The following is a 24,916-nucleotide window of genomic DNA, read 5'->3' as shown; positions in this document are numbered from 1 at the left end:
AACTTTTGTTACCAATTTACAGATGCGACTCGGCGTACTCGGCCAGCACCGAGCGTGGCACGCCCTGCAGGGTGATGTGCACGCCATGGGGGAAGTCCTTGAAGCGCTCGGTCAGGTAGGTCAGGCCCGAGCTGGTCGCGGACAGGTAGGGGGTGTCGATCTGCGCCAGGTTGCCCAGGCAGACCACCTTGGAACCGGAGCCGGCACGGGTGATGATGGTTTTCATCTGGTGCGGCGTCAGGTTCTGGCACTCGTCGATCAGGATCAGGCTTTGCTGGAAGCTACGGCCTCGGATGTAGTTCAGCGACTTGAACTGCAACGGCACGCGCTCAAGGATGTACTCGACGCTGCCATGGGTGCTTTCGTCATCCATGTGCAAGGCTTCGAGGTTGTCGGTGATGGCGCCCAGCCAAGGCTCCATCTTCTCGGCCTCGGTGCCCGGCAGAAAGCCGATTTCCTGGTCCAGCCCCTGCACGCTGCGGGTGGCGATGATGCGCCGGTAGCGCTTGCTGACCATGGTCTGCTCGATGGCCGCGGCCAGGGCCAGGATGGTCTTGCCGGAACCGGCCGCGCCAGTCAGGTTGACCAGGTGGATATCCGGATCGAGCAACGCGAACAGCGCCAGGCTCTGGTGGATATCGCGTGGCTTCAGCCCCCAGGCCTCCTGGTGCAGCAGCGGCTCCTGGTGCAGGTCGAGCAGCAGCAGTTCATCGTTGCGGATACCCTTGATCCAGCCGACGAAGCCCTGTTCGTCGATGATGAACTCGTTGATGTGTACCGCAGGCAGGTTGTCGATCATCTGCACCCGATGCCAGGTGCGGCCGCGCTCCTGACGGGTATCGACCTTGCTGACCCGGTCCCAGAACGAGCCGGTGACCGAGTGGTAGCCCTTGGACAGCAAGGACACGTCATCCACCAGCTGGTCGGTGCTGTAGTCCTCGGCCGCAATGCCACAGGCGCGCGCTTTCAAGCGCATGTTGATGTCTTTGGTAACCAGCACCACGTCCAGGTCGGTGCGCCGCGCCCGTACTTCAAGTAGCTGGTTGATGATGATGTTGTCGTTGAGGTTTTCCGGCAGCAGCTTGTTCGGCTCGTTGCGCGGGGTCATCAGGATGGACAGGAAGCCTTTGGGCCCGCTCTTGTTGCGCTGGATCGGCACGCCCTGCTCGACATCGTTGGGCGAGGCGTCGCCCAGGGTCTGGTCGATCAGGCGGATGGCCTGGCGGCATTCGGCGGCGATGGTCTGTTTGCCGGTCTTGAGCTTGTCGAGTTCCTCCAGCACCGTCATCGGGATGGCGACATGGTGCTCCTCGAAGTTCAGTAACGCGTTGGGGTCGTGAATCAGGACGTTGGTATCGAGCACATACAGGATTGGCTTGCTGGAGGAAGGGTTGCGTCCTTGGTCATCCATACTCGGTCACCTTATGTCGAAGCCACACGGCGCGGTCTGTTGCGCCGCAGAGTGACTACCGGTCTCCCCTGCACCGCGTTGTTACGGGCGGGAAGCGAACCTGGCTAGGTGGGCCTGGATGACGCCACCTGTGCTGCAGGAATCGGCTGTCTGGTTTCTTCATACCGCAAAACCGATGAACGAAAAAAGTATTTTTATGTGTTTTGAAGTTTATTTTTCTGATTGATGAAGAAGCCTTGGCGGCGAAGCCAGAGGGGACTACGCTCAGAAGTCATACCCCCTCTTCGCGATAAGCATATTCCTGGCAATCCGCCCAGCCAATGCCACTCTGGGCAGTGTTGCGTAGCAACCACTCCACCGCCGGCTGGGCCTTGGGCAGGCTGTCATGGAGCTGGATCACGCCCTTGCGCCACAGCAGCATCAGGGTCAGCACCCGCTGCGCAGAGGCCTCTGCGCTCAGTGCGCCATCGTCCAGGGCATCGATATCCCACAACGACACCCGCAGCTGCTGGCTGGCCATAAACGCCTCGCCATCGGCACGACGCTGCCCGTAGGGGGGCCGGAACAACGGCACATACTCTGCCGGCAGGTCGGCCTGCACCCGTGCCTGGCTGCGCCGCAATGAGTCCTGCCAGTCCGTCCACTGGGCATGGGAACGGTATTCCCAACCCTGAATGCCCACACACTGGCCGCGGTAGACCTGGCGCAAGGCATTTGCCGCCCCGGCGTCACGGCGTTGCTGTAAGCGGTTCCCCAACACGAAGAAGGTGCCTTCAAGCTTCTGCCGGCGCAGGTAGTCGGCAAGCGAATCGGTGTTGCCACCCTCTGGCCCCGGGCCGCCGACGAAGGTCAGCAGGAACATACGGTCGTTCAGTTCATCGCCATTGCGCTCCCGCGCAGAAAGGCGCTCCACCTCGCTGCTGGTTTGCGGCAGCAAGGCGGCTTTGCGCAGTTGTTCGTCCAGGTAACGCACATGGAACTGGTGGCTCGGCTCGATCCAGTTTGTATAGAACGTGCCGACATCGGCAGCGAACGTCGCGGCTTGCATGCGCAGATCCGCCATTGATGTTACCGGGTAGCAGAATGAGGCATCCTGCTCGCAGCTGCGCTGCGCCTGTTCATACCCTTCCCACAGCCGCTGCCACATGCGCGCACGCACAAGGCGTACCTTCTGCAGGTTGATCTGCCGTAACCCAAGCCGCGCCGCCAACGCTGCGTCGTCGAGCAACTCGCTTTCGTGCAGTACCTGAGCAAACGAAAGGATCTCTGCCCGCGAGGCTACATCGAACAGTGCCGGGCTGTTCAGTTGCTCGGGCCACAGGCTGCGGTCGAGGCTCACCTGGGGTAAAGGGGCGGCTTGCACGGCCAGGCTCAGCAGAGCGGCCAGCAAGGCAAAGGCAATGCGCACGGTGGAAGGCTCCGTAACGGCAAAACGCGAACTATAGCGCCTGCACCGGCCATGGTCTGTGACTATCGTCGCCATAGTTTGGACTTGCACCGCCCAGCCCGTAGAATCTGTGGCCAACGATGCCAGGAGCCGACCCGATGCTGACGGTGATTTCCCCCGCCAAGACCCTCGACTACGACACCAAGCCTGTAACCGAGCGTTTCACCCTGCCCCAGTACCTGGACGACTCCCAGGAACTGATCCAGCAACTGCGCGAACTGTCGCCGGCGCAGATCAGCGAACTGATGCACCTGTCCGACAAGCTCGCTGGCCTGAACGCCGCCCGCTTCGGCAGCTGGACCCCGGACTTCACCCCCGCCAATGCCAAGCAGGCCCTGCTGGCGTTCAAGGGTGACGTGTACACCGGCCTTGACGCAGAGAGCCTGGGCGAGGACGACTTCAGCTACGCGCAAGACCACCTGCGCATGCTTTCGGGCCTGTACGGCCTGCTGCGCCCGCTCGACCTGATGCAGCCCTACCGCCTGGAAATGGGCACCAAGCTGGCCAACGCCCGCGGCAAGGACCTGTATGCCTTCTGGGGTACACGCATCAGCGAATGGCTGAACCAGGCCCTGGCCGAACAAGGCGATGACGTGCTGCTCAACCTGGCCAGCAACGAGTACTTCAGTGCAGTGAAACGCAGCGCGCTGAAGGCCCGGGTGATCAATGTCGACTTCAAGGACCTGAAAAACGGCCAGTACAAGATCATCAGCTTCTACGCAAAGAAGGCCCGCGGGATGATGAGCCGCTTCGTCATCCAGCAGCGCATCAGCGACCCGGAACAGCTCAAGCAGTTCGACGTGCAGGGGTACTACTACAGTGCCGAGCAGTCCAAGCCGGACCATCTGGTGTTTTTGCGGGATCATCCCTCGGACTGACCCTGAGACGCCCTCTTCGCGGCTAAAGCAGCTCCCAAATGAGGCGCAGAGCTCCCGGCCAGCGCCATATCAAGTGGTAGCGGCTTCAGGCGCGAAGAGACGGCTGCCATGAAACAACCCTCCGCCCTGCAATGGGGCCCGCTGCAAATCGCCACCACGTCACGATTTCGACGCCAAAAAACCGACGCACATACCTTTATCGCCAAACGCCATAAGACCGTTCATACCTTTTTTGACGAATTCTGAAAAAAATTTTCAGATGCTGGCATAAAAACATCTCGTAACAGTTACACCCTTGATACACGGGGGTGAAACACCTGCGTGCTATCAAATTGAAACTGTCTACAACTGAATAAATATTTAGAAATCTTTCATTCGGAAGAAATCCACCGAGGAACTTCTCCTAGCGCCAATCGCTCATAGTGCCGTAACGATTTTCCTGCCTACGGGCTGTGAGAGATGACTTACAGATGACAACGGCAGGTATCTACTACCCGCCCTGGTAACTTCGACAGGTAGCACGGGATCCTCCGAAAGCCTTGTCCCATGCAGGAGACGCGTCCCTTACACATCGTCCTAGTGGTTGATTTCAAAGGATTTATCCACTTGAAAAAACAAGCACAGCAACGCGCCAAGTAGCGCATTGCAATAACGACGGCTGCATTTCAGGGCACGTTTATTAATTAACTGCTTTTGACTGCCAACTTTGAGTGCATAACTTTTTGCGCTCCGGATTTATTTTGCCTGCGCTCGGCGAAGTGTGCATTCGCCATGGACCCGTGCGCCCGAAAACTGATGTTAATCAACCCAGCCCGGCTCTCTGCGGAGGCGTCGGCGTGATAAACACATGAGGTGATAGCGATGCGTATCAGCATCTTTGGTTTGGGTTATGTGGGTGCGGTTTGTGCAGGCTGCCTGACGGCGCGTGGCCACGAGGTAATCGGTGTGGACGTGTCCAGCACCAAGATCGACCTGATCAACCAGGGCAAGTCGCCCATCGTCGAACCTGGCCTGGAAGCACTGCTGCAACAGGGCATCGCCAACGGCCGCCTGCGTGGCACTACCGACTTCGCCGAAGCCATCCGCGCCAGCGACGTGTCGATGATTTGCGTGGGTACGCCCAGCAAGAAGAACGGCGACCTGGGCCTGGAATACATCGAGTCGGTGTGCCGTGAAATCGGCTACGTACTGCGCGACACCACCCGCCGGCACACCATCGTGGTGCGCAGCACCGTGCTGCCGGGTACCGTCAAGAACGTGGTCATCCCGATCCTCGAAGACTGCTCGGGCAAGAAAGCCGGCGTTGACTTCGGCGTCGCGGTCAACCCGGAATTCCTGCGAGAAAGCACGGCAATCAAAGACTACGACCAGCCACCGATGACCGTCATCGGCGAATTGGACAGCACCAGCGGCGACATCCTGCAAGCCCTGTACGAAGAACTCGACGCCCCGATCATCCGCAAGCCGATCGAAGTGGCCGAGATGATCAAGTACACCTGCAACGTGTGGCACGCCACCAAGGTCACCTTCGCCAACGAAATTGGCAACATCGCCAAGGCGGTAGGCGTCGATGGCCGTGACGTGATGGACGTGGTCTGCCAGGACACGGTGCTGAATCTGTCCCAGTACTACATGCGCCCCGGCTTTGCCTTCGGCGGTTCGTGCCTGCCCAAGGACGTGCGCGCCCTCACCTATCGTGCCGCCAGCCTCGACGTGCGCGCACCGCTGCTCGACTCGCTGATGCGCAGCAACGAATCGCAGGTGCAGAACGCCTTCGAGCTGATCGAAGCCCATGACAAGCGCAAGGTCGCCCTGCTCGGCCTGAGCTTCAAGGCCGGTACCGATGACCTGCGCGAAAGCCCGCTGGTAGAACTGGCCGAGCGCCTGATCGGCAAGGGTTACCAGTTGGACATCTTCGACGAGAACGTTCAGTACGCCCGCATGCATGGCGCCAACAAGGACTACATCGAGTCGAAGATCCCGCACGTGTCGTCGCTGCTCAATGCCGACCTCCAGCAGGTGATCGAGAACGCCGACATCATCGTCCTCGGCAACCGCGACGAGCAGTTCCGTGCACTGGCCCAGCAAGCGCCAGCCGGCAAGCAGGTAATCGACCTGGTCGGTTTCATGAGCAACCCGTCCAGCACCACCAACCGTACCGAAGGCATCTGCTGGTAAGCCCTCGGCCGGGCAACGCAGGCGAGCCTGCGTTGCCCACCCTTTCCCGAATTCTCGACGGATGCTGAACATGCAAAGGCTCCAGACAGTGCTGTTGCAGTGCGCCGGGTGGCTGCTCTACATGAGCCTGCTCATGCTGATCGCCCTGGCCCTGCCAGCCGATATCTTCGACTCGCAGTCGAAGCACTTCATCTTCCTGGTCGGCGCAGTCGGCATCTGGCGCTACTCCATGGGCGCCACCCATTTCATCCGCGGCATGATCTTCCTCTACGGCGTGTACCCGTACCTGCGCCGCAAGGTGCAGAAAATGGGTAACGCCACCGACCCGTCGCATGTCTACCTGATGGTCACCAGCTTCCGTATCGAAGCGCTGACCACCGCCCAGGTGTACAGCTCGGTGATCCGCGAGGCGATCAACTGCGGCTTCCCCACCACCGTGGTCTGCTCGCTGGTGGAAATGTCGGATGAACTGCTGGTGAAGAGCCTGTGGGCCAAGTACAACCCGCCGGCCCACGTGAAGCTGGACATCGTGCGCATTGCCGGTACCGGCAAGCGCGATGGCCTGGCCTACGGCTTCCGCGCCATCTCGCGCATGCTGCCGGACGAGAACGCCGTGGTGGCCGTGATCGACGGCGACACCGTGCTGGCCGATGGCGTGGTCCGCAAGACCGTGCCGTGGTTCAAGCTGTTCCCCAACGTTGGCGGCCTGACCACCAACGAGTTCTGCGAAGTACGTGGCGGCTACATCATGAGCGAGTGGCACAAGCTGCGCTTCGCCCAGCGCCACATCAACATGTGCTCTATGGCCCTGTCCAAGCGCGTGCTGACCATGACCGGGCGCATGTCGATGTTCCGCGCAAGCGTGGTGACCAACCCCGAGTTCATCGCCGACGTCGAAAGCGATTCGCTGATGCACTGGCGCCTGGGCCGCTTCAAGTTCCTTACCGGTGACGACAAATCCAGCTGGTTTAGCCTGATGCGCCTGGGTTACGACACCTTCTACGTGCCGGACGCCGCCATCAACACGGTCGAGCACCCGCCAGAAAAGAGCTTCTTCAAGGCCAGCCGCAAGCTGATGTACCGCTGGTACGGCAACAACCTGCGGCAGAACTCCCGTGCACTGGGCCTGGGCCTGGGCCGTCTGGGGCTGTTCACCAGCATCGTGCTGTTCGACCAGCGCGTGTCGATGTGGACCAGCCTGCTGGGGCTGACCGTGGCGGTGATCGCCAGCCTCAAGTTCGGCCTGGCCTTCCTGCTGGTATACCTGCTGTGGATCGGCATCACCCGACTGATCCTCACCATCATGCTGCTGTGCTCCGGCCACAACGTCGGCCCGGCCTACCCGCTGATTCTCTATTACAACCAGATCATCGGCGCGCTGATGAAGATCTACGTGTTCTTCCGCCTCGACAAGCAGTCCTGGACGCGTCAGCCCACTGCCCTCAAGCGTGACCTCGCCAGCTTTCAACAATGGTTCAACACCTGGTCCTCGCGGACCATGACCTTCTCGGCTGCCAGCATCTTCGTTGCTGTGCTGTTCATGGTCGTGTGAGCCCAACCCGGATCGGATCTAACAGGAACAAACCACCATGAATACCGCCGTGAACGTCAATGTCGTGCATGAGTCCGAAGCCCAGCGCCAACACGCCCGGGTACGTATTCCCGCCAAGCTGCGTTTCCTGGACGCCCAGCGCCAAACCCACGAAGTGAAGGTCGACGACCTTTCCGCCGGTGGCCTGAGCTTCCACACCAAGCAGCAACTGTCGGTGGGCGATGTACTGCGCGGGCGCCTGCAGTTCGTGGTCGACAACCTGGGCCTGTCGATCGACATCGAGTTCCAGGTGCGCTCGTACAACCCGGACAACGGCCGTACCGGTGCGCAGTTCCAGAACCTTGAACCACGCGACATCGCCACGCTGCGGCACATTATCACCAGCCACCTGTCGGGTGAGCTGATCAGCATCGGCGATGTGCTCAGCACCCTGCAGCGCGACAACTTCACCAAGGCACGCAAGCAGAAGGACGGTGGTTCGGGCCTGAGCGCCTTCGGCCGACTCAAGGCGGTTACCGTCACCCTCGGCGTGTTCGTGGTTGGCGTTGCGGCGTTCGGCTTCGTCGCCAAGTCGCTGTACGGCATGTACTTCGTCAGCCACGCCGAAGCCGGTGTGGTCGCGGTACCGACCACCACTATCACCATGCCGCGCGACGGCACTGTGAGCAGCCTGGTCGAGAACGGTGGGCAGATCGCCAAGGGCGCACCATTGGCCAGCTTCACAACCAGCATGCTGGACATGCTCAAGGGCAACCTGGACGACGCGCAGCTGGAACCAGCGAAGATCGAGGAACTGTTCGGCAAGCAGCTGTCCGGCACCCTCACCAGCCCCTGCGATTGCGTGGTCGCCCGCCAGCTGGTGGACGATGGCCAGTACGCAGCCAAGGGCCAGGCGATCTTCCAGCTGATCCCGCGCACCACCACGCCGATGGTCGAGGCGCGCTTCAGCTACCGCCAGTTCGACGAGGTCAAGCCAGGTACCCGGGTCAACTTCCAGGTCGCCGGCGAGGACGAAGTGCGCACCGGCCAGATCGTCAGCAGCACCAGCCTCAACAGCGAAGACCTGTCCTCCGACATCCGCGTGCAGATCAAGCCTGACAGTGGCATGCCCGCCGAACTCGCCGGCCGCCCGGCAGCGGTCAACAGCGACCGTGGCCCGTCAATGAACTGGCTGATCGACAAAGCCGTGGCCCGTGGGCTGTAAGAGGATCACCGCATGATTCCCTACAAGAAGCGCGCAAACCTGGGCCTGTGTGCCCTGGCTGCTGCCATCACCCTGGCCGGCTGTGCCGGCCTGCCTGACCAGCGCCTGGCCAACGAAGCCCTGAAGCGCGGCGACACGGCATTGGCCGAGCGCAACTACAAGGCCCTGGCCGACCTGGGCTACAGCGAAGCGCAGGTGGGCCTGGCGGATATCAAGGTGGCCACCCGCGACCCGTCGCAAATCAAGGAAGCCGAGGCCACCTACCGCGCCGCGGCCGCCACCTCGCCCCGCGCCCAGGCGCGCCTTGGCCGCCTGCTGGTGGCCAAGCCCGACAGCACCCAGGCCGAACGCGAGGAAGCCGAAACCCTGCTCAAGCAGGCCGCGAAACAGGGCGAAAGCAACACCCTGATTCCGCTGGCCATGCTCTACCTCAGCTACCCGCAGAGCTTCCCCAAGGTCAACGCGCAGCAGCAGATCGACCAGTGGCGCGCCGCCGGCAACCCCGAAGCGGGCCTGGCCCAGGTGCTGCTGTACCGCACCCAGGGCACCTACGACCAGCACTTGGGCGACGTGGAAAAGATCTGCAAGGCCGCGCTGAGCACCACCGACATCTGCTACGTCGAACTGGCCACCGTGTACCAGAAACGTGGCCAGGCCGACCAGCAAGCCGCCCTGCTCGGCCAGCTGAAATCCGCCTACGCCCGTGGCGCCGTACCGGCCACCCGGGTCGACAGCGTTGCCCGGGTACTGGCCGACCGCAGCCTGGGCCAGACCGACGAGAAAACCGCCAAGGACCTGTTCGAACAGGTAGCCCCGGCCAACCCGGCATCCTGGGTCAGCCTGGCGCAACTGCTGTACGACTTCCCCGAACTGGGCGACACCGACCAGTTGCTGGCCTACATCGACAAGGGCCGCGAGGCCGAACAGCCACGCGCCGAACTGTTGCTGGGCCGCCTGTACTACGAAGGCAAGACCCTGCCGGCCGACGCAAAAAAAGCCGAGCAGCACCTGCAAGCCGCCGCCGACGCCGGTGAAATCAGCGCCCATTACTACCTGGGCCAACTGTACCGCCGCGGCTACCTGGGCAATGTCGAGCCGCAGAAGGCCGTCGACAACCTGCTGGCCGCCGCCCGTGGCGGGCAGAACAGCGCCGACTATGCGCTGGCCCAGTTGTTCAGCGAAGGCCACGGTATTCGCCCGCAACCGGGCAATGCCTGGGTGTTCGCGCAGTTGTCCCAGGCCAACCCGACGCCGCAATCGACAGAAATGCTCCAGCAGCTCGACCAGCAACTGACCCCTGACCAGCGCAGCCAGGCCCAGCAACTGCTGGCGCAAGAGAAACAGGCGCGCGGCAGCATGGCGCAGGGGGCCAACAGCGCCCTGGCCATCGAAGCGCTGCAAGACGACGAAAAAGAAGTAGACGGTGAGGACTCGCTATGACGCTTAATCCCTTCGTGAAAGCTGGCATCGGCCTGAGCTTCGCCCTGCTGTGGTCCTGCCCGACCCTGGCGGAAATGACCGCCGAGAAAAACTTCGGCCTGGACGTGAAAATCACCGGCCAGTCGGAAGACGACCGTGACCTGGGCACCCGCCCTGGCGGCGACGTCAACGGCCTGGGCCTGGACCTGCGCCCCTGGGTGTACGGCGAGCGCGGTAACTGGAGTGCCTATGCAATGGGCCAGGCAGTCGCCGCCACCGACACCATCGAAACCGACACCCTGCGCCAGAACGACGACGGCACCAGCACCGAAACCGGTGACGACAGCCGCCAACCTGACAAAAGCTACCTGGCCATGCGCGAGTTCTGGGTCGGCTACAGCGGCCTCACCGCCTACCCAGGCGAGCAACTGCGCCTGGGTCGCCAACGCCTGCGCAGCGACGATGGCATGTGGCGCGACACCAACATCGAAGCGCTGAACTGGACCTTCGATACCACCCTGCTCAAGGCCGACCTGGGCGTGGCCCAGCGCTTCAGCGAGTACCGCACCGACCTCACCGAACTGGCCCCGGAAGACAAGGACCGCACGCACATCTACGGCAACGTAGCCACGCAGTGGACCCCTGGCCACTGGGTAGGCGTACGCGCCCACCACACCCATGACAGCGGCAGCCTGAAGAACCCGGGCGAAACCGTCGATGCGCTGGACAAGACCCGTACCGGTGACCTGACCTGGCTGGGCCTTGAGGCCAACAGTGACGCCTACAACTGGCGCAACGACCACACCGTCAACTACTGGGGCAGCGTCACCTGGCTGACCGGTGACCGCGACACCCTCAGCAGCCAGGCCGTAGGCAACGAGCAGGTTGCCACCGGCAAGCAAAGCGGCGACGTGAATGCCTGGGCCACCGACCTCGGCATCCGCCTGCGCCTGGACCCGCAATGGCAGGTCGGTGCGGCCTATGCCCGTGGCAGCGGCGGCGGTGGCGACGACGGCTCGAACAACTTCGAGCAGACCGGCCTTGAAAGCAACCGCTCCAACTTCACCGGCACCCGCTCGCGCGTGCACCGCTTCGGCGAAGCCTTCCGCGGCGAGCTGGGCAACCTGCAGGCGGCCACCCTGTTCGCCTCGTGGCAGCTGCGCGACGACTACGACGCCAGCCTGATCTACCACAAGTTCTGGCGTGTCGACGGCAACCAGAACATCGGCTCCAGCGGCATCAACGCGGTGGTCAACGACAACGGCGTGAACCGCCCGCTGGTCGATGGCGAAAAAGACCTTGGCCAAGAGATGGACGTGGTCGTGACCAAGTACTTCAAGCAAGGCCTGCTGCCAGCTTCCATGAGCCAGGCCATCGACGAACCGTCCGCCCTGGTGCGCTTGCGTGCCGGTGTATTCAAGCCGGGCGACGCCTACGGCAAGGAAGCGGACTCGTACATGCACCGCGCCTTCGTCGATGTGATCTGGCGCTTCTGAGGCCGGTAGGGGACTGACCGTTATGAACCTTCACCCGCACTTACGTCACAGCCTGTTGGCCAGCGCCTTGCTGCTGGCCAGCGGCCTGGTCGCTGCCGCAGAACCTAAGGTGATCGCCAAGGAGCTGCAGCAGGCCAAGACTTACACCGTGGCCAGCGCACCGATCGAGCCGCTGCAGATGGACCCGCCGAAGCTGCCCGACCTGACCGGCTTCACCGCCGAAGCGGTGCAGAAGAAAATCGACCGCCGCCACAAAGGCAAGGTCAGCCTGCGCCGCATGTTCCAGGAGGACACCCTCAAGGAGTTCGTCGGCGGCGACAACAAGGCAGCTGAGTGGGTGCAGCGCCAGCACGGCATCCCGCAGGCGATCTTCGTCGATGACGGCCATATCGACTTGGTCGAGCTGAGCAAGAAGGTGCCAAAGCAATACCTCAGCGAGGTCGAGCCAGGGGTTTACCTGGCACGTCTGCCGATCGTGGTCGGGCAAAAGGGCATCCTTGAGATCGACGGCAAGGTCAAGCAGCTGCGCCTGTCCCAGGAGGGCGGTTCGTTCCTGGTCAATGACGGCAAGCTATTCGTCACTGACACCCAGGTGACCGGCTGGCGGGAAAAGGACAACGGCCCGGCGACCTTCCGCTCGCCTAAGGAATTCCGCCCGTTCCTGTTGTCGTGGGGCGGTACCGAGACCTACATCGTCAACACGAAGATGGCCAGCTTCGGCTACGCCAAGTCCAAGTCGTATGGCGTGAGCATTTCGCAGTACACGCCGAACATGGCCAAGCGCATGGGCCGCCCGGAACCTACCGGCTGGATCATCGGCTCGGAGTTCAGCGACATGTGGTACGGCTTCTACTGCTACGAGACGCAGGACTTCGTGGTCAAGGACAGCACCTACCGCGACAACATCGTCTACGGCATCGACCCGCACGACCGGTCGCACCGCCTGATCATCGCCGGCAACACCGTGTACGGCACCAAGAAGAAGCACGGCATCATCGTTTCGCGTGAGGTGAACGACAGCTGGATCATCAACAACAAGAGCTACGACAACAAGCTCTCGGGCGTGGTGATCGACCGTAACAGCGTCAACAACCTGATCGCCTACAACCAGATCTACCGCAACCACACCGACGGAATCACCCTGTACGAAAGCGGCGACAACCTGATCTGGGGCAACAAGCTGATCAACAACCGCCGCCACGGCATCCGCGTGCGCAACAGCGTGAACATTCGCCTGTACGAAAACGTTGCCATGGCCAACGGCCTGGTGGGCGTGTACGGCCACATCAAGGACTTGTCCGACACCGACCGCGACATCGCCCTTGACCCGTTCGACACCAAGGTGTCGCTGATCGTGGTGGGTGGCGAGCTGGCGGCCAATGGCTCCGGCCCACTGTCGATCGACTCGCCGCTGTCGGTCGAGCTGTACAAGGTGTCGATGCTCGCCCCGCGCAAGGCCAGCGGCATCAGCCTCAACGGCATCCTCGGCGAGCGCCAGGACGAAATCCTCGACCTGCTGGTGCGCCAGCAAAAGGCTGTGCTGATCGACCCGGTCGAACGCCAGACCGAAATGATCGATTAAGGAAGCCCAGACCATGACTCCACACCTGATGAAACTGCTGGGCCTGTCCGCCGCCCTCCTGGCGATCAGCCAAGGCGTGCGCGCCGAAGAAGTGAAGGCCCCCACCTTCAGCGCCGAGCCCTGCTGCCAGCTGTGCCCCGAAGCGCACGACGCCAGCCGCTACACCACCCGTTACCAGCAGAACTTCACTACGCTGGTGCAGGCCAAGGGCGACTGGCTGTTCCGTACCCGCGAAGACCTGCGCACCGAGTTCAACACCACCCCGGCCGGCTACAAGCGCCTGCAACAAGTGCATGACGCCTTCAAGAAGCGCGGCGTGGAACTGGTGGTGGTGTACCAGCCGACCCGTGGCCTGGTGAACCGCAACATGCTCAACCCGGCCGAGAAAGCCGCCTTCGACTACCAGAAGGCCTTGGGCAACTACCAGGCCATGCTCAAGCGCTTCGCCAGCATGGGCTACAACGTGCCCGACCTGTCGCCGCTGACCAACGAGCAACTGGCCGCCGCCGACCAGGGCAAGGACTTCTACTTCCGTGGCGACCAGCACTGGACGCCATATGGCGCCGAGCGCGCTGCCAAAATCGTGGCCGACACCGTGCACAGGATGCCGGCCTTCGAAGGCATCCCGCGCAAGGAATTCGAAACGAAGAAATCCGGGCGCATGGGCAAGACCGGCACCCTGCACAACGTCGCCGGCCAACTGTGCGGCACCAGCTACGCGGTGCAGTACATGGACCAGTTCGCCACCGAGCCGAAAGGCTCCAGCGGCGGCGACGACCTGTTCGGTGACAGCGGCAACGCGCAGATCACCCTGGTCGGCACCAGCCACAGTGGCAAGAACTACAACTTCTCGGGCTTCCTCGAGCAATACATCGGCGCCGACGTGCTCAACGTCGCCTTCCCTGGCGGCGGTCTGGAAGGCTCGATGATCCAGTACCTGGGCAGCGAGGAATTCCAGAAGAACCCGCCGAAGATCCTGGTGTGGGAATTCTCCCCGCTTTACCGCCTGGACCAGGAAACCATCTGGCGGCAAATCCTTGGCCTGCTCGATGACGGCTGCGACGACCGCCCGGCCCTGATGAGCGCCAGCAGCACCCTCAAGCCCGGCAAGAACGAACTGATGGTCAACGGCAAGGGCGGCGTGATCAAAGACCTGATCAACCGCAACCTGCAGATGGACGTCAAGTTCGAAGACCCGTCGGTGAAGGTGTTGCAAGCCACCCTGTGGTACCTCAACGGGCGCCATGAGGACATCAAGCTGGAAAAACCGGAAACCTCCGACACCGACGGCCGCTTTGTCTTCCAGATGCGCGAAGACGAAGACTGGGCCAGCCAGAGCCTGCTGGCGTTCGAGGTACAGGGGCCGGAAAACGGCACCCAGAAGGTCGAGGCCAAGCTCTGCAAACGCAACAACTTCGCCGTGCCTGCGCAAACCGCGCAGGCCGGCCAGTGAGGCGACCCATGACCCATCTGAAGCACATCTTTCGCCCCGCCCTCCTCGCGTTGGCCCTGTTCGGCGGTGCCGCGCACGCCGCGCTGGTACCGCCCCAGGGTTACTACGAGGGGATCGAAAAGCTCAAGACCGGTGACGGCAACTTCCGCTGTGAAGCGGCGCCCAAGCCATACACCGGCGCACTGCAGTTTCGCAGCAAGTACGAAGGCTCGGACAAGGCACGGGCGACGCTCAACGCAGCCTCGGAAAAGGCCTTCCGCAAGTCGACCGAAGACATCACCACCCTTGAGAAAGGCGTGAGCAAGATGGTGGGCCAGTACATGCGCGACGGTCGCCCGGCGCAGCTCGACTGCACCCTGGCGTGGCTGGGCACCTGGGCCCGCGCCGATGCGCTTTTGTCCACCGACTACAACCACACCGGCAAGTCGATGCGCAAATGGGCGCTGGGCAGCATGAGCGGTTCGTGGCTGCGCCTGAAGTTTTCCAACTCGCAGCCACTGGCCGCGCACCGGGCCGAGGCCGAGCTGATCGAAAAATGGTTCGCCCGCCTGGCCGAACAGACCGTGCGCGACTGGAGCGACCTGCCGCTGGAGAAGATCAACAACCACAGCTACTGGGCCGCCTGGTCGGTCATGGCTACCGCCGTCGCCACCGACCGCCACGACCTGTTCGACTGGGCCGTGAAGGAATACAAGGTCGGCGCCAACCAGATCGATGACCAAGGCTTCCTGCCCAACGAAATCAAGCGCAAGCAGCGTGCGCTGGCTTACCACAACTACGCCCTGCCGCCGCTGGCGATGATTGCCAGCTTCGCCCAGGCCAATGGCGTCGACCTGCGCGCCGAGAACAACTTCGCCTTGCAGCGCCTGGGTGAAGGCGTGCTGGCCGGCGCCCGCGATCCCAGCCACTTCAAGGTGCGTGCCGGTGAGAAACAGGACATGACCGACCTCAAGGTCGACGGCAAGTACGCCTGGCTCGAGCCCTGGTGTGCGCTTTATCACTGTGTCGGCGACACGCTTGAGCGCAAGCACGACATGCAGCCGTTCAACAGCTTCCGGTTGGGGGGCGATGTGACCCGGGTCTACGACCCGAGTGCAGAACGTAAAAAGTAACACCATCCCTGTAGGAGCGGGTTTACCCGCGAAAGGGCCAGGCCTGCCATCTGCGGTGCCCTGTGCCGGCCTCTTCGCGGGTGAACCCGCTCCTACAGGGGACTAGGTATCTCCCACCATTTCGTGGGGGGTTTGGGGGGCGCTTTGCCCTGGATGCTGTGAACAAATTAGGAGAACCGGGATGGTCTTCTCGTCCAACGTGTTCCTGTTCCTGTTCTTGCCGATCTTCCTCGGCCTGTATTACTTGAGCGGGCAACGGTATCGCAACCTGCTGCTGCTGGTCGCCAGCTACATCTTCTATGCCTGGTGGCGGGTGGACTTCCTGGCCCTGTTCGCCGGGGTCACCCTGTGGAACTACTGGATCGGCCTGAAAGTGGGTGCCGCCGGCGTACGCACCAAACCCGCCCAGCGCTGGCTGCTGCTCGGCGTGGGCGTCGACCTGGCAATCCTTGGCTACTTCAAGTACGCCAACTTCGGCGTCGACAGCCTGAACGCGATCATGACCTCGTTCGGCCTGGAGCCGTTCATCCTCACCCACGTGCTGCTGCCGATCGGTATCTCGTTCTACATCTTCGAGTCGATCAGCTACATCATCGACGTGTACCGCGGCGACACCCCGGCTACCCGCAACCTCATCGACTTCGCAGCATTCGTGGCGATCTTCCCGCACCTGATCGCCGGCCCCGTACTGCGCTTCAAGGACCTGGTCGACCAGTTCAACAACCGCACCCATACCCTGGACAAGTTCTCCGAAGGCTGCACCCGCTTCATGCAGGGCTTCATCAAGAAAGTGTTCATCGCCGACACCCTGGCCGTGGTCGCCGACCACTGCTTCGCCCTGCAAAACCCGACCACGGGTGACGCCTGGCTGGGCGCGCTGGCCTACACCGCGCAGCTGTACTTCGACTTCAGCGGCTACAGCGACATGGCCATCGGCCTGGGCCTGATGATGGGCTTCCGCTTCATGGAGAACTTCAAGCAGCCGTACATCAGCCAGTCAATCACCGAGTTCTGGCGGCGCTGGCACATCAGCCTGTCGACCTGGCTGCGCGACTACCTGTACATCACCCTGGGCGGTAACCGCAAAGGCACCTTCAACACCTACCGCAACCTGTTCCTGACCATGCTGCTGGGCGGCCTTTGGCACGGTGCCAACTTCACCTACATCATCTGGGGCGCCTGGCACGGCATGTGGCTGGCCATCGAGCGTGCGCTTGGCCTCGACACCAACCCGCAGCGCTTCAACCCGGTCAAATGGGCCTTCACCTTCCTGCTGGTGGTGGTCGGCTGGGTGATCTTCCGCGCCGAAAACCTGCACGTGGCCGGCCGTATGTATGGCGCCATGTTCAGCTTCGGCGACTGGCAGTTGTCCGAACTCAACAGCGCCCAGCTGACCGGCCTGCAGGTGGCCACCCTGGTAGTCGCCTATATCTCCCTGGCGTATTTCGGCCTGCGTGATTTCTACCGCAATGCCAAGCCAGCGCCCCAAGCCACGCCGGTGCAGGTCAACAACGACGGCTCGATCGGCCTGGACTGGACCCGGGTGATGACCCGCGCCCTGGTGCTGCTGCTGTTCGTGGCCTCGATCCTCAAGCTTTCGGCGCAAAGCTACTCGCCGTTCCTGTACTTCCAGTTCTGAGGCCGATGACATGAACCGCACATTACGCATTACTTACTCCCTGTCGTTCCTCGGCTTGCTGGTGGGCATGGGCGTGTGGTCCACCGGTGGCCTGCAAAGCTTTCAGCGCACCGAGCAGATGACCCTGCTCAACGGCAAGCTGGCCAAGGCCGCCGAGACTCACTACGACGCCGAGTTCCCGATCAAGCGCCTGGGCACCAACCTTTGGGCGGCCATGGACTTCAAGCTGTTCAACGAGGGCCGCCCCGGTGTGGTGCTGGGCCGCGACCAATGGCTGTTCAGTGACGAAGAGTTCAAGCCCACGGCTGGCGCCGAACAACTGATGCAGGAAAACCTGGCGCTGATCCGTGGCGTGCGCGACACCTTGCAGCAACACGACAGCCAGCTGGTGCTGGCGATCATCCCGGCCAAGGCGCGCCTCTATTCGGAATACCTGGGCAAGGAGCAGCCGGCCAGCCTGCACGATGACCTGTACAACCAGTTCCATGCCCAGGTGCGCCAGGCCAACGTGTTCGCCCCGGACCTGCAAGCGGCCATGGAACAAGCCAAAGCTCGCGGCCAGGTATTCCTGCGCACCGACACCCACTGGACACCGATGGGCGCCGAAGTCGCCGCCCAGGCGCTGGCCGAGGCTGTAAGCCGGCAGAACCTGCTCAACGGTGACCCGCAAACCTTCGTCACCGAAGCCGGCAGCACGGCACCCTACAAAGGCGACCTGACCAACTTCCTGCCACTGGACCCGCTGTTCAGCAACCTGCTGCCGGCTCCGGACAACCTGCAACAACGCAGCACCCGCCCGGCGCAAGCCGAGGGTGAAGGCGACGATGCACTGTTCGCCAACAACGAGATCCCGGTCGCACTGGTGGGTACCAGCTATAGCGCCAACCCGCACTGGAACTTCCTGGGCGCGCTGCAGCAGGCCTTGCGCAGCGACGTCGCCAACTACGCCGAAGACGGCCACGGCCCATTGCTGCCGATGCTCAAGTACCTGCAAAGCGATGCCTTCAAGAACGCCGCACCGCAAGTGGTGGTGTGGGAATTCCCCGAACGTTATCTGCCGATGAAAAACGACCTCAGCAGCTTCGATCCACAGTGGATCGCCCAGCTGAAAAACTCCCGTAAATCCGAAGAAAACCTGGCCTTGTCGTCCACTCGGACGAACCACTGAACGATAGAGAGGAAATGCACATGACTACCAAGACTTCCATTGCCAAAGCCCTCACCCTCGCGGCCGGCCTTTCCCTTGCTTCCATGCAGGCCTTCGCCGGTGCCGACGCCGCCCTGTACGGCCCGAGCGCACCGAAAGGCTCGACATTCGTGCGCCTGTACAACGCAGCCAGCGCACCGGCCGCAGCAAAGGTCGGCAACACCCAGATCAAGCAGGTTGGCGCCCAGGCCAGCAGCGACTTCAGCTTCCTGCCAGGCGGTGACTACACCGCCCAGGTCGGCGGCAAGAGCGTGCCGGTGAAGCTGGCCTCGGACAAGTACTACACCCTGGTCAACAGCGGCACCGGCAACCCGCAGCTGATCGAAGAACCACCGTTCAAGAACAAGCAGAAAGCCCTGGTGCGCGTGCAGAACCTGAGCGACCAGCAGTTGACCCTGAAAACCGCCGACGGCAAGACCGAAGTGGTCAAGCCGGTGGCCGCCAACGGCCGAGGCGAGCGCGAAATCAACCCGGTCAAGGTCAACCTGGCGCTGTACCAAGGTGACAAGAAAGTGGGTGACGTGAAACCCGTCGCTCTGGAGCGCGGCGAAGCCGCCGTGCTGTACGTAACCGGTTCCGGCAGCGCCTTGTCGCCGGTGTGGGTAACTCGCCCCGTGGCTAGCAACTGATCCCCCTGCCTTTAACGACTATTGGAGAAACATGATGATCCCGGTAATTCTTTCTGGTGGTAGCGGTTCGCGTCTGTGGCCTCTGTCGCGCAAGCAGTTCCCCAAACAGTTCCTGGCCCTGACCGGCGAACACACCCTGTTCCAGCAAACCATCGAGCGCCTGGCGTTCGAAGGCATGGACACGCCAATCGTGGTCTGCAACAAGGACCATAAATTCATCGTCCAGGAACAGCTGGCTGCGCTGAAGCTGGAAACCCAAGGCATCCTGATGGAGCCGTTCGGCCGTAACACCGCGCCGGCCGTGGCCCTGGCCGCCATGAAACTGGTCAACGAAGGCCGCGACGAGCTGATGCTGGTGCTGCCCGCCGACCACGTGATCGACGACCAGAAGGCCCTGCAGCGCGCCCTGGCCCTGGCCACCATCGCCGCCGAGCGTGGCGAAATGGTGCTGTTCGGCGTGCCGGCGACCAAGCCGGAAACCGGCTACGGCTACATCCGCTCCAGCCAGGACGCCCTGCTGCCCGAGGGCGTGGCGCGCGTGGCCCAGTTTGTTGAAAAACCCGATGAAAAACGTGCAGCCGAGTTCGTCCAGGCCGGTGGCTACTTCTGGAACAGCGGCATGTTCCTGTTCCGCGCCAGCCGCCTCCTCGAAGAACTGAAAAAGCACGACGGCGATATCTATGACACCTGCGTGCTGGCCCTGGAGCGCAGCGAGGAAGAGGGCGATGTGCTGAGCATCGACGAAGCCACCTTCGCCTGCTGCCCAGACAACTCCATCGACTACGCGGTGATGGAAAAGACCCAGCGCGCCTGCGTGGTGCCGATGTCGGCCGGCTGGAGCGACGTGGGCTGCTGGTCGTCGCTGTGGGATGTGCATGAGAAGGACGACAACGGCAACGTCACCAAGGGCGACGTGGTGGTGCAGGACAGCCGCAACTGCATGATCCACGGCAACGGCAAGCTGGTGTCGGTGATCGGCCTTGAGAACATTGTGGTGGTCGAGACCAAGGACGCCATGATGATTGCCCACAAAGACAAGGTCCAGGGCGTCAAGCAGATGGTCAAGACCCTCGACGAGCAGGGCCGTACTGAAACCCAGAACCATCTGGAAGTGTATCGCCCATGGGGCTCGTACGACTCGGTGGACATGGGCGGCCGCTTCCAGGTCAAGCACATCACCGTCAAGCCGGGTGCCAGCCTGTCGCTGCAGATGCACCACCACCGTGCCGAGCACTGGATTGTGGTGTCTGGTACTGCCGAGGTCACCTGTGACGAGAACGTGTTCCTGCTGACCGAGAACCAGTCGACCTACATCCCGATCGCTTCGGTCCACCGCCTGCGCAACCCGGGCAAGATCCCGCTGGAGATCATCGAAGTGCAGTCCGGCAGCTACCTGGGCGAGGATGACATCGAGCGCTTCGAAGATGTGTACGGGCGCACTTCCACGCCGGTCGAGCGTGGGGTATCGGTCAAGACCATTGCCCAATAAGTGAACCTTGGGGCCGCTTTGCGGCCCTTTCGCGGGACAAGCCCGCTCCCACAAAGGCTGGGAGCGGGCTTCGCGCTTTTGAGCCCTCCCCCATTTCAGGCTACGATGGTCAGACCTCGCGCATTCAAGGTCTGCAAGCCCCATGATCATCGGTGCCTTCCTCATCCTTACCTGGCTGGTACTGCTGTTGCGCTACCCGGCCAAGGCCCTGCCGATCTCGCTGGCCGCCGTGTTTGGCCTCGGCCTGGTGGCGCTGTTCGTCGCCTGGCAAGACAACCGCGAAACCTCGCAACTGGCCCGGCTGGACCTGCGCCTTGCCTATGCCCCCGAACAATGCCCGGCCGACCGTGCGTTGCAGGTACACATGAAAAACGGCAACAAGGCCCCGCTGACCGAACTGCGCTGGCGGGTGGCGGCGTATGCACCGGGTGACACTGTGAATTTGGCCGAAAGCACCTACAACGCCCCGCGCTACCGGGGGCCGGGTGATTTGCAGCCGGGGGCCGAGTGGAAGGACTGCCTGCCGCTGCCCCCCCTGCGCGCCGGGTACCGGCCACAGACCCTGGAATTTCGTGCCGAGCACCTGCAAGGTACATTTGCCAATTGATATATCGCCTGTACCGGCCCTTTCGCGGGTGAACCCGCTCCCACAGAGATCCTACTGATCTCGAGTTCTGTGGGGTACCTGTGGGAGCGGGTTCACCCGCGAAGAGGCCGGCACAGGGAAACCAATCCTCCTTACAACAGGCCCCAACCATGCCCACCGTCCTGATCACCGGTTGTTCCAGCGGCATCGGCCGCGCCCTCGCCGACGCCTTTCGCGATGCCGGCCACCACGTCTGGGCCACTGCTCGCAAGGCAGAGGATGTTGAAGTGCTGAACGCCGCCGGCTTCACTGCCCGGCAACTGGATGTGAACGACAGCGAGGCCCTCGCCCGCCTGGCCGAAGAACTCGAAACCCTGGATATCCTGATCAACAATGCCGGCTACGGCGCCATGGGCCCGTTGCTGGACGGTGGTGTGGAGGCCCTGCGCCAACAGTTCGAAACCAACGTGTTCGCCGTGGTCGGCGTGACCCGCGCGCTGTTCCCGTTGCTACGCCGCTCACGCGCAACGGTGGTGAACATCGGCAGCGTTTCCGGTGTGCTGGTCACGCCATTCGCCGGTGCCTACTGCGCCTCGAAAGCGGCCGTGCATGCGCTGAGCGATGCCTTGCGCCTGGAACTGGCGCCGTTCGGTGTGCAGGTGATGGAAGTGCAGCCGGGGGCGATTGACACGCAGTTCGCCAACAATGCCCAGCGCCAGGCCGAGCAAGTACTGGCGGCGGACTCACCATGGTGGCCGTTGCGTGAGCATGTCCAGGCGCGGGCGCGGGCCTCGCAGGACAGGCCGACTTCGGCGGCGGTGTTTGCCCAGGGTGTGTTGGCGGCAGTCGGCAAGTCGCCGGTACCGGGGGTGGTGCGGTTGGGGAATGGCAGTACGGCGTTGCCGTTGATGGCGAGGTTGCTGCCACGGCGGTTGCTGGATTGGGCACTGCGCAAGCGCTTTGGCCTGCTGCGCCCGCTCTGAGATCTCGGCTGCCCTGGGGCTGCTTTGCAGCCCATCGCGGCACAAGGCCGCTCCTACAGGGGACCGCGATCGCCTGTAGGAGCGGCCTTGTGCCGCGATGGGCCGCAAAGCGGCCCCTGCCTTTACGCTTTCTTCGCGGGCTGCTCATCAAACGCCTGCCAGCCACCACCCAAGGCCTTGTAAAGCCCCACCAACGCCTGCGACACCGCCGCTGAGCTGTCGATCCACTGCTCCTCGCTGGCCAGCAATGCGCCCTGCACCGTCAGCACATTGAGAAAGTCCACTGCCCCTTCCACATACTGGCGCTGGGCAGTTTCCAGGGCGATGCGGTTCTGTCGCACGGCCTCGGCCAGGTGGTCACGGCGCAACTGGCTGGCGTTGTACAGGCGCAGCACATCGTCAATTTCATGCCAGGCCCCCAGCACCACCTTGCGGTAGTTCAGCGCCGCTTCCTGCTGCTGCGCCTCACGCAACTCCAGGGTGCCCTTGAGCCGGCCGCCCTCGAAGATCGGCAGCGACAGCTGCGGCCCGAAGGCAAAACGGCGCGAATCCCAGCCACCGAAATCAGACAACTGCATGGCCTGGAAACCGACACTGCCCGACAGCCGGATGCTCGGGTAGAAATCCGCCTTGGCCACGCCAATGCTGGCGGTGGCGGCATGCAGGCGGGCTTCGGCCTGGCGGATGTCAGGGCGGCGCTCGGCCAGCTCGGACGGCAAGCCGATGGCAAACTGCTGCTGCGGCGCAGGCAGCTCGCCGCCCTCCAGCAATTTGGCCTGCAGACTGCGCGGCGGCTCGGCGGCGAGTAGGCTGAGGGCGTTGATCAGGTCATCGCGCCGGGCTTCCAGGCTTGGCAAGCGGGCCTCAATCGACGCGACTTGGGCGCTGGCCTGGGCCACGTCCAGGCGTGTGGCGACGCCTTCGGCCTGGCGATTTTCAGACAGTTTCAGGCTGTGCCGGGCGACCTTCAGGTTGTCCTGCGTCACATCCAGAGTGTGCTGCACGGCGCGCAGCTGGATGTAATTGCCGGCGGTTTCCGAAAGCAGGGCCAGCAGCACTCCCCGGCGGTCGTTCTCGGCCACTTCGACGGTGGCATCGGCAGCCTCGACCTGGCGCCGCACGCGCCCCCACAGGTCCAGCTCCCAACCGGCCACCAGGTCGCCTTGCCAAAGGTTGTACGCCGCTTTGCCCGCCTTGCCAGACGGATCGCTCAGGCCTTCGGCGCTGTTGCGGGCGCGGCTGTAGCCGGCGTTTGCATCCACCGACGGCACTTCATCGGCGGCCACGGTACTGCGCAGGGCGCGGCTTTGCAGCAACCGTGCACTGGCCATTTGCAGGTCGAGGTTGCGCTCGGCAACGCGCTGGATCAAGGCACTGAGCTGTGCGTCATGGAAGGTTTCCCACCAGCGCAGTTCCAGCGGTTCGGCCTGCGGCTGGCTGGCCGCCGCTTCGCCTTGCAGCGGCGCCCACTGCTGCGGTGCCTGGCTGTCGGGGCGCAAGAAGTCCGGGCCCATGGTGCAGCCGGCCAGCAACACGGCCAGCAGCAATGGGCTCAAGCGTAATGCCGGTTTCATCGTGCGCTCACCTCTTTGCCGTCCAGCTTGTCGCCACGGGTATCGATGGTCGCTTCCACCGACATGCCCACACGCAGGCGGGTGAGCAGCGGCTGGCCGTCATCGAAGACGATCTTCACCGGAATGCGCTGCACCACCTTGGTGAAGTTGCCAGTGGCGTTGTCCGGTTTGACGGCGGCAAAGGTGACGCCGGTGGCCGGGGCGATGCTTTCCACATGGCCTTGCAGCTTTTCGCCGGAGAAGGTGTCGACGCTGATGCTCACCGGCTGGCCAGGCTGCACGTGGGTCAGCTGGGTTTCCTGGAAGTTGCCGACCACATAGGCCTGTTGCAACGGCACCACCGACAGCAGGCGGGCACCCGGGTTGACGTAGGCGCCTATGCGCAGTGCGCGCTCGCCGACCATGCCGTCCACCGGCGCAGTAATGCGTGTGTAGGACAGGTCGAGCTGGGCCTTTTCCACGCCCGCTTCGGCACGTTTCAGCTGGCCATCGGCGCTGGCCACTTGGGCCGTGAGAATGTCCACCTGCTTGCGCGCCGCCACTAACGCTGCCTGGGCATTTGCCAGGCGTGCACGGGCCTGGTCTACACCGCTGCGCGCCTGCTGGGCGTTCTGCACGGTACCGGCGCCCTGCTCGGCCAGGCGGCTGTAGCGGTTGACCTCGTGGTCGGCGAACGCCGCTTCGGCCTGGGCGGCTTTGACAGCAGCCTCGGCCTGGGCAATCAACGATGCCTGGCGCTCAAGGGTGGCGCGGGCATCGGCGCTTTGCGCCTGGGCCACCAGCAACTGCGCCTGTGCGGCGTCCAGGGCGGCCTGGTAATCGCGGGGGTCGATGGTCGCCAGCAACTGGCCGGCCGTAACCTGCTGGTTGTCCTCCACCAGCACTTCCTTGATAAAGCCGGCCACCTTGGGCGCGACCACGGTGTAGTCGGCGATCACATAGGCGTCGTTGGTGCTCTGGCGATGGTCGCTGCCAAACATCCAGGGGCCGACGATGCCAGCCAGCACGGCCACGGCCAGCACCGAGCCGATGAACAGGGTTTTGCGGTTGTTGGTCATTTCAGGTGTTCTCGAATTC

General features: G+C 63.0%; 20 protein-coding genes. 16 read left to right on the top strand and 4 right to left on the bottom strand.

The window, feature by feature from the left end; translation table 11 throughout:
* Window positions 1-16 precede the first annotated feature (16 nt).
* Window positions 17-1,411, bottom strand: coding sequence for a PhoH family protein (locus E8E78_RS13865; RefSeq protein ID WP_016498013.1), 1,395 nt, complete (start codon window positions 1,409-1,411; stop codon window positions 17-19).
* A 271-nt stretch (window positions 1,412-1,682) separates the two neighbouring features.
* Window positions 1,683-2,819, bottom strand: coding sequence for a polysaccharide deacetylase family protein (locus E8E78_RS13860; protein WP_280313090.1), 1,137 nt, complete (start codon window positions 2,817-2,819; stop codon window positions 1,683-1,685).
* A gap of 137 nt (window positions 2,820-2,956) precedes the next feature.
* Here E8E78_RS13860 and yaaA point away from each other — a divergent pair, with 137 nt between their 5' ends.
* The 16 genes from yaaA to E8E78_RS13780 all read left to right on the top strand — a co-directional run bounded on the left by yaaA (window position 2,957) and on the right by E8E78_RS13780 (window position 22,265).
* Window positions 2,957-3,736 carry a peroxide stress protein YaaA gene (yaaA, locus tag E8E78_RS13855; protein WP_061202738.1) on the top strand — a complete coding sequence of 260 codons (780 nt, stop codon included), beginning with the start codon at window positions 2,957-2,959 and terminating at the stop codon, window positions 3,734-3,736.
* Window positions 3,737-3,844: 108 nt separating this feature from the next.
* The gene (locus E8E78_RS13850) at window positions 3,845-3,982 is read left to right on the top strand and encodes a hypothetical protein (RefSeq protein WP_155403363.1); all 138 of its coding nucleotides are present in this window, start codon (window positions 3,845-3,847) and stop codon (window positions 3,980-3,982) included.
* A gap of 615 nt (window positions 3,983-4,597) precedes the next feature.
* Window positions 4,598-5,914, top strand: a complete 1,317-nt coding sequence (locus E8E78_RS13845) for a UDP-glucose/GDP-mannose dehydrogenase family protein (protein WP_049274476.1) — start codon at window positions 4,598-4,600, stop codon at window positions 5,912-5,914.
* Window positions 5,915-5,984: 70 nt separating this feature from the next.
* The gene (locus E8E78_RS13840) at window positions 5,985-7,466 is read left to right on the top strand and encodes a glycosyltransferase family 2 protein (protein ID WP_059395152.1); all 1,482 of its coding nucleotides are present in this window, start codon (window positions 5,985-5,987) and stop codon (window positions 7,464-7,466) included.
* A gap of 37 nt (window positions 7,467-7,503) precedes the next feature.
* On the top strand, window positions 7,504-8,670 hold the full coding sequence (locus E8E78_RS13835) for an alginate biosynthesis protein Alg44 (RefSeq protein WP_049274475.1): 1,167 nt from the start codon (window positions 7,504-7,506) through the stop codon (window positions 8,668-8,670).
* Between the two features lie 12 nt (window positions 8,671-8,682).
* Window positions 8,683-10,110, top strand: a complete 1,428-nt coding sequence (gene algK, locus E8E78_RS13830; RefSeq protein WP_059395154.1) for an alginate biosynthesis TPR repeat lipoprotein AlgK — start codon at window positions 8,683-8,685, stop codon at window positions 10,108-10,110.
* The gene (locus E8E78_RS13825; RefSeq protein ID WP_016498006.1) at window positions 10,107-11,585 is read left to right on the top strand and encodes an alginate export family protein; all 1,479 of its coding nucleotides are present in this window, start codon (window positions 10,107-10,109) and stop codon (window positions 11,583-11,585) included. The genes algK and E8E78_RS13825 overlap by 4 nt, the downstream gene beginning before the upstream one ends.
* 22 nt (window positions 11,586-11,607) lie before the next feature.
* Window positions 11,608-13,167 carry a mannuronan 5-epimerase AlgG gene (gene algG, locus E8E78_RS13820; protein WP_016498005.1) on the top strand — a complete coding sequence of 520 codons (1,560 nt, stop codon included), beginning with the start codon at window positions 11,608-11,610 and terminating at the stop codon, window positions 13,165-13,167.
* Window positions 13,168-13,180: 13 nt separating this feature from the next.
* Complete coding sequence (locus E8E78_RS13815) at window positions 13,181-14,620, top strand: alginate O-acetyltransferase (protein ID WP_084967313.1); 1,440 nt, start codon at window positions 13,181-13,183, stop codon at window positions 14,618-14,620.
* An 8-nt stretch (window positions 14,621-14,628) separates the two neighbouring features.
* Window positions 14,629-15,732 (top strand): mannuronate-specific alginate lyase, encoded by a 1,104-nt coding sequence (locus tag E8E78_RS13810; RefSeq protein ID WP_049274673.1) that lies wholly within the window; start codon window positions 14,629-14,631, stop codon window positions 15,730-15,732.
* Between the two features lie 181 nt (window positions 15,733-15,913).
* The gene (locus E8E78_RS13805) at window positions 15,914-17,371 is read left to right on the top strand and encodes an MBOAT family protein (RefSeq protein WP_016498002.1); all 1,458 of its coding nucleotides are present in this window, start codon (window positions 15,914-15,916) and stop codon (window positions 17,369-17,371) included.
* 10 nt (window positions 17,372-17,381) lie between these two features.
* Window positions 17,382-18,539, top strand: coding sequence for an alginate O-acetyltransferase (locus tag E8E78_RS13800; RefSeq protein ID WP_084967312.1), 1,158 nt, complete (start codon window positions 17,382-17,384; stop codon window positions 18,537-18,539).
* Between the two features lie 20 nt (window positions 18,540-18,559).
* The gene (locus tag E8E78_RS13795) at window positions 18,560-19,207 is read left to right on the top strand and encodes an alginate O-acetyltransferase AlgF (RefSeq protein WP_049274671.1); all 648 of its coding nucleotides are present in this window, start codon (window positions 18,560-18,562) and stop codon (window positions 19,205-19,207) included.
* Window positions 19,208-19,241: 34 nt separating this feature from the next.
* On the top strand, window positions 19,242-20,696 hold the full coding sequence (locus E8E78_RS13790; protein ID WP_059395156.1) for a mannose-1-phosphate guanylyltransferase/mannose-6-phosphate isomerase: 1,455 nt from the start codon (window positions 19,242-19,244) through the stop codon (window positions 20,694-20,696).
* Between the two features lie 142 nt (window positions 20,697-20,838).
* The gene (locus E8E78_RS13785; protein WP_016497998.1) at window positions 20,839-21,303 is read left to right on the top strand and encodes a hypothetical protein; all 465 of its coding nucleotides are present in this window, start codon (window positions 20,839-20,841) and stop codon (window positions 21,301-21,303) included.
* 149 nt (window positions 21,304-21,452) lie between these two features.
* A complete protein-coding gene (locus tag E8E78_RS13780) occupies window positions 21,453-22,265 on the top strand; it encodes an SDR family oxidoreductase (protein ID WP_049274669.1) in 813 nt (270 codons plus the stop codon).
* A gap of 122 nt (window positions 22,266-22,387) precedes the next feature.
* Here E8E78_RS13780 and E8E78_RS13775 read toward each other — a convergent pair whose 3' ends face one another.
* Complete coding sequence (locus E8E78_RS13775) at window positions 22,388-23,839, bottom strand: efflux transporter outer membrane subunit (RefSeq protein WP_059395157.1); 1,452 nt, start codon at window positions 23,837-23,839, stop codon at window positions 22,388-22,390.
* Window positions 23,836-24,897 carry an HlyD family secretion protein gene (locus E8E78_RS13770; RefSeq protein ID WP_049274667.1) on the bottom strand — a complete coding sequence of 354 codons (1,062 nt, stop codon included), beginning with the start codon at window positions 24,895-24,897 and terminating at the stop codon, window positions 23,836-23,838. The genes E8E78_RS13775 and E8E78_RS13770 overlap by 4 nt, the downstream gene beginning before the upstream one ends.
* Window positions 24,898-24,916 lie beyond the last annotated feature (19 nt).

It is taken from the genome of Pseudomonas sp. BN505 (genome assembly GCF_029873175.1).
GTDB classification, from domain to species: Bacteria; Pseudomonadota; Gammaproteobacteria; order Pseudomonadales; family Pseudomonadaceae; genus Aquipseudomonas; species Aquipseudomonas putida.
Note: the sequence above shows the minus strand (reverse complement) of the source record. Positions and strands in the feature narration are given on the sequence as shown.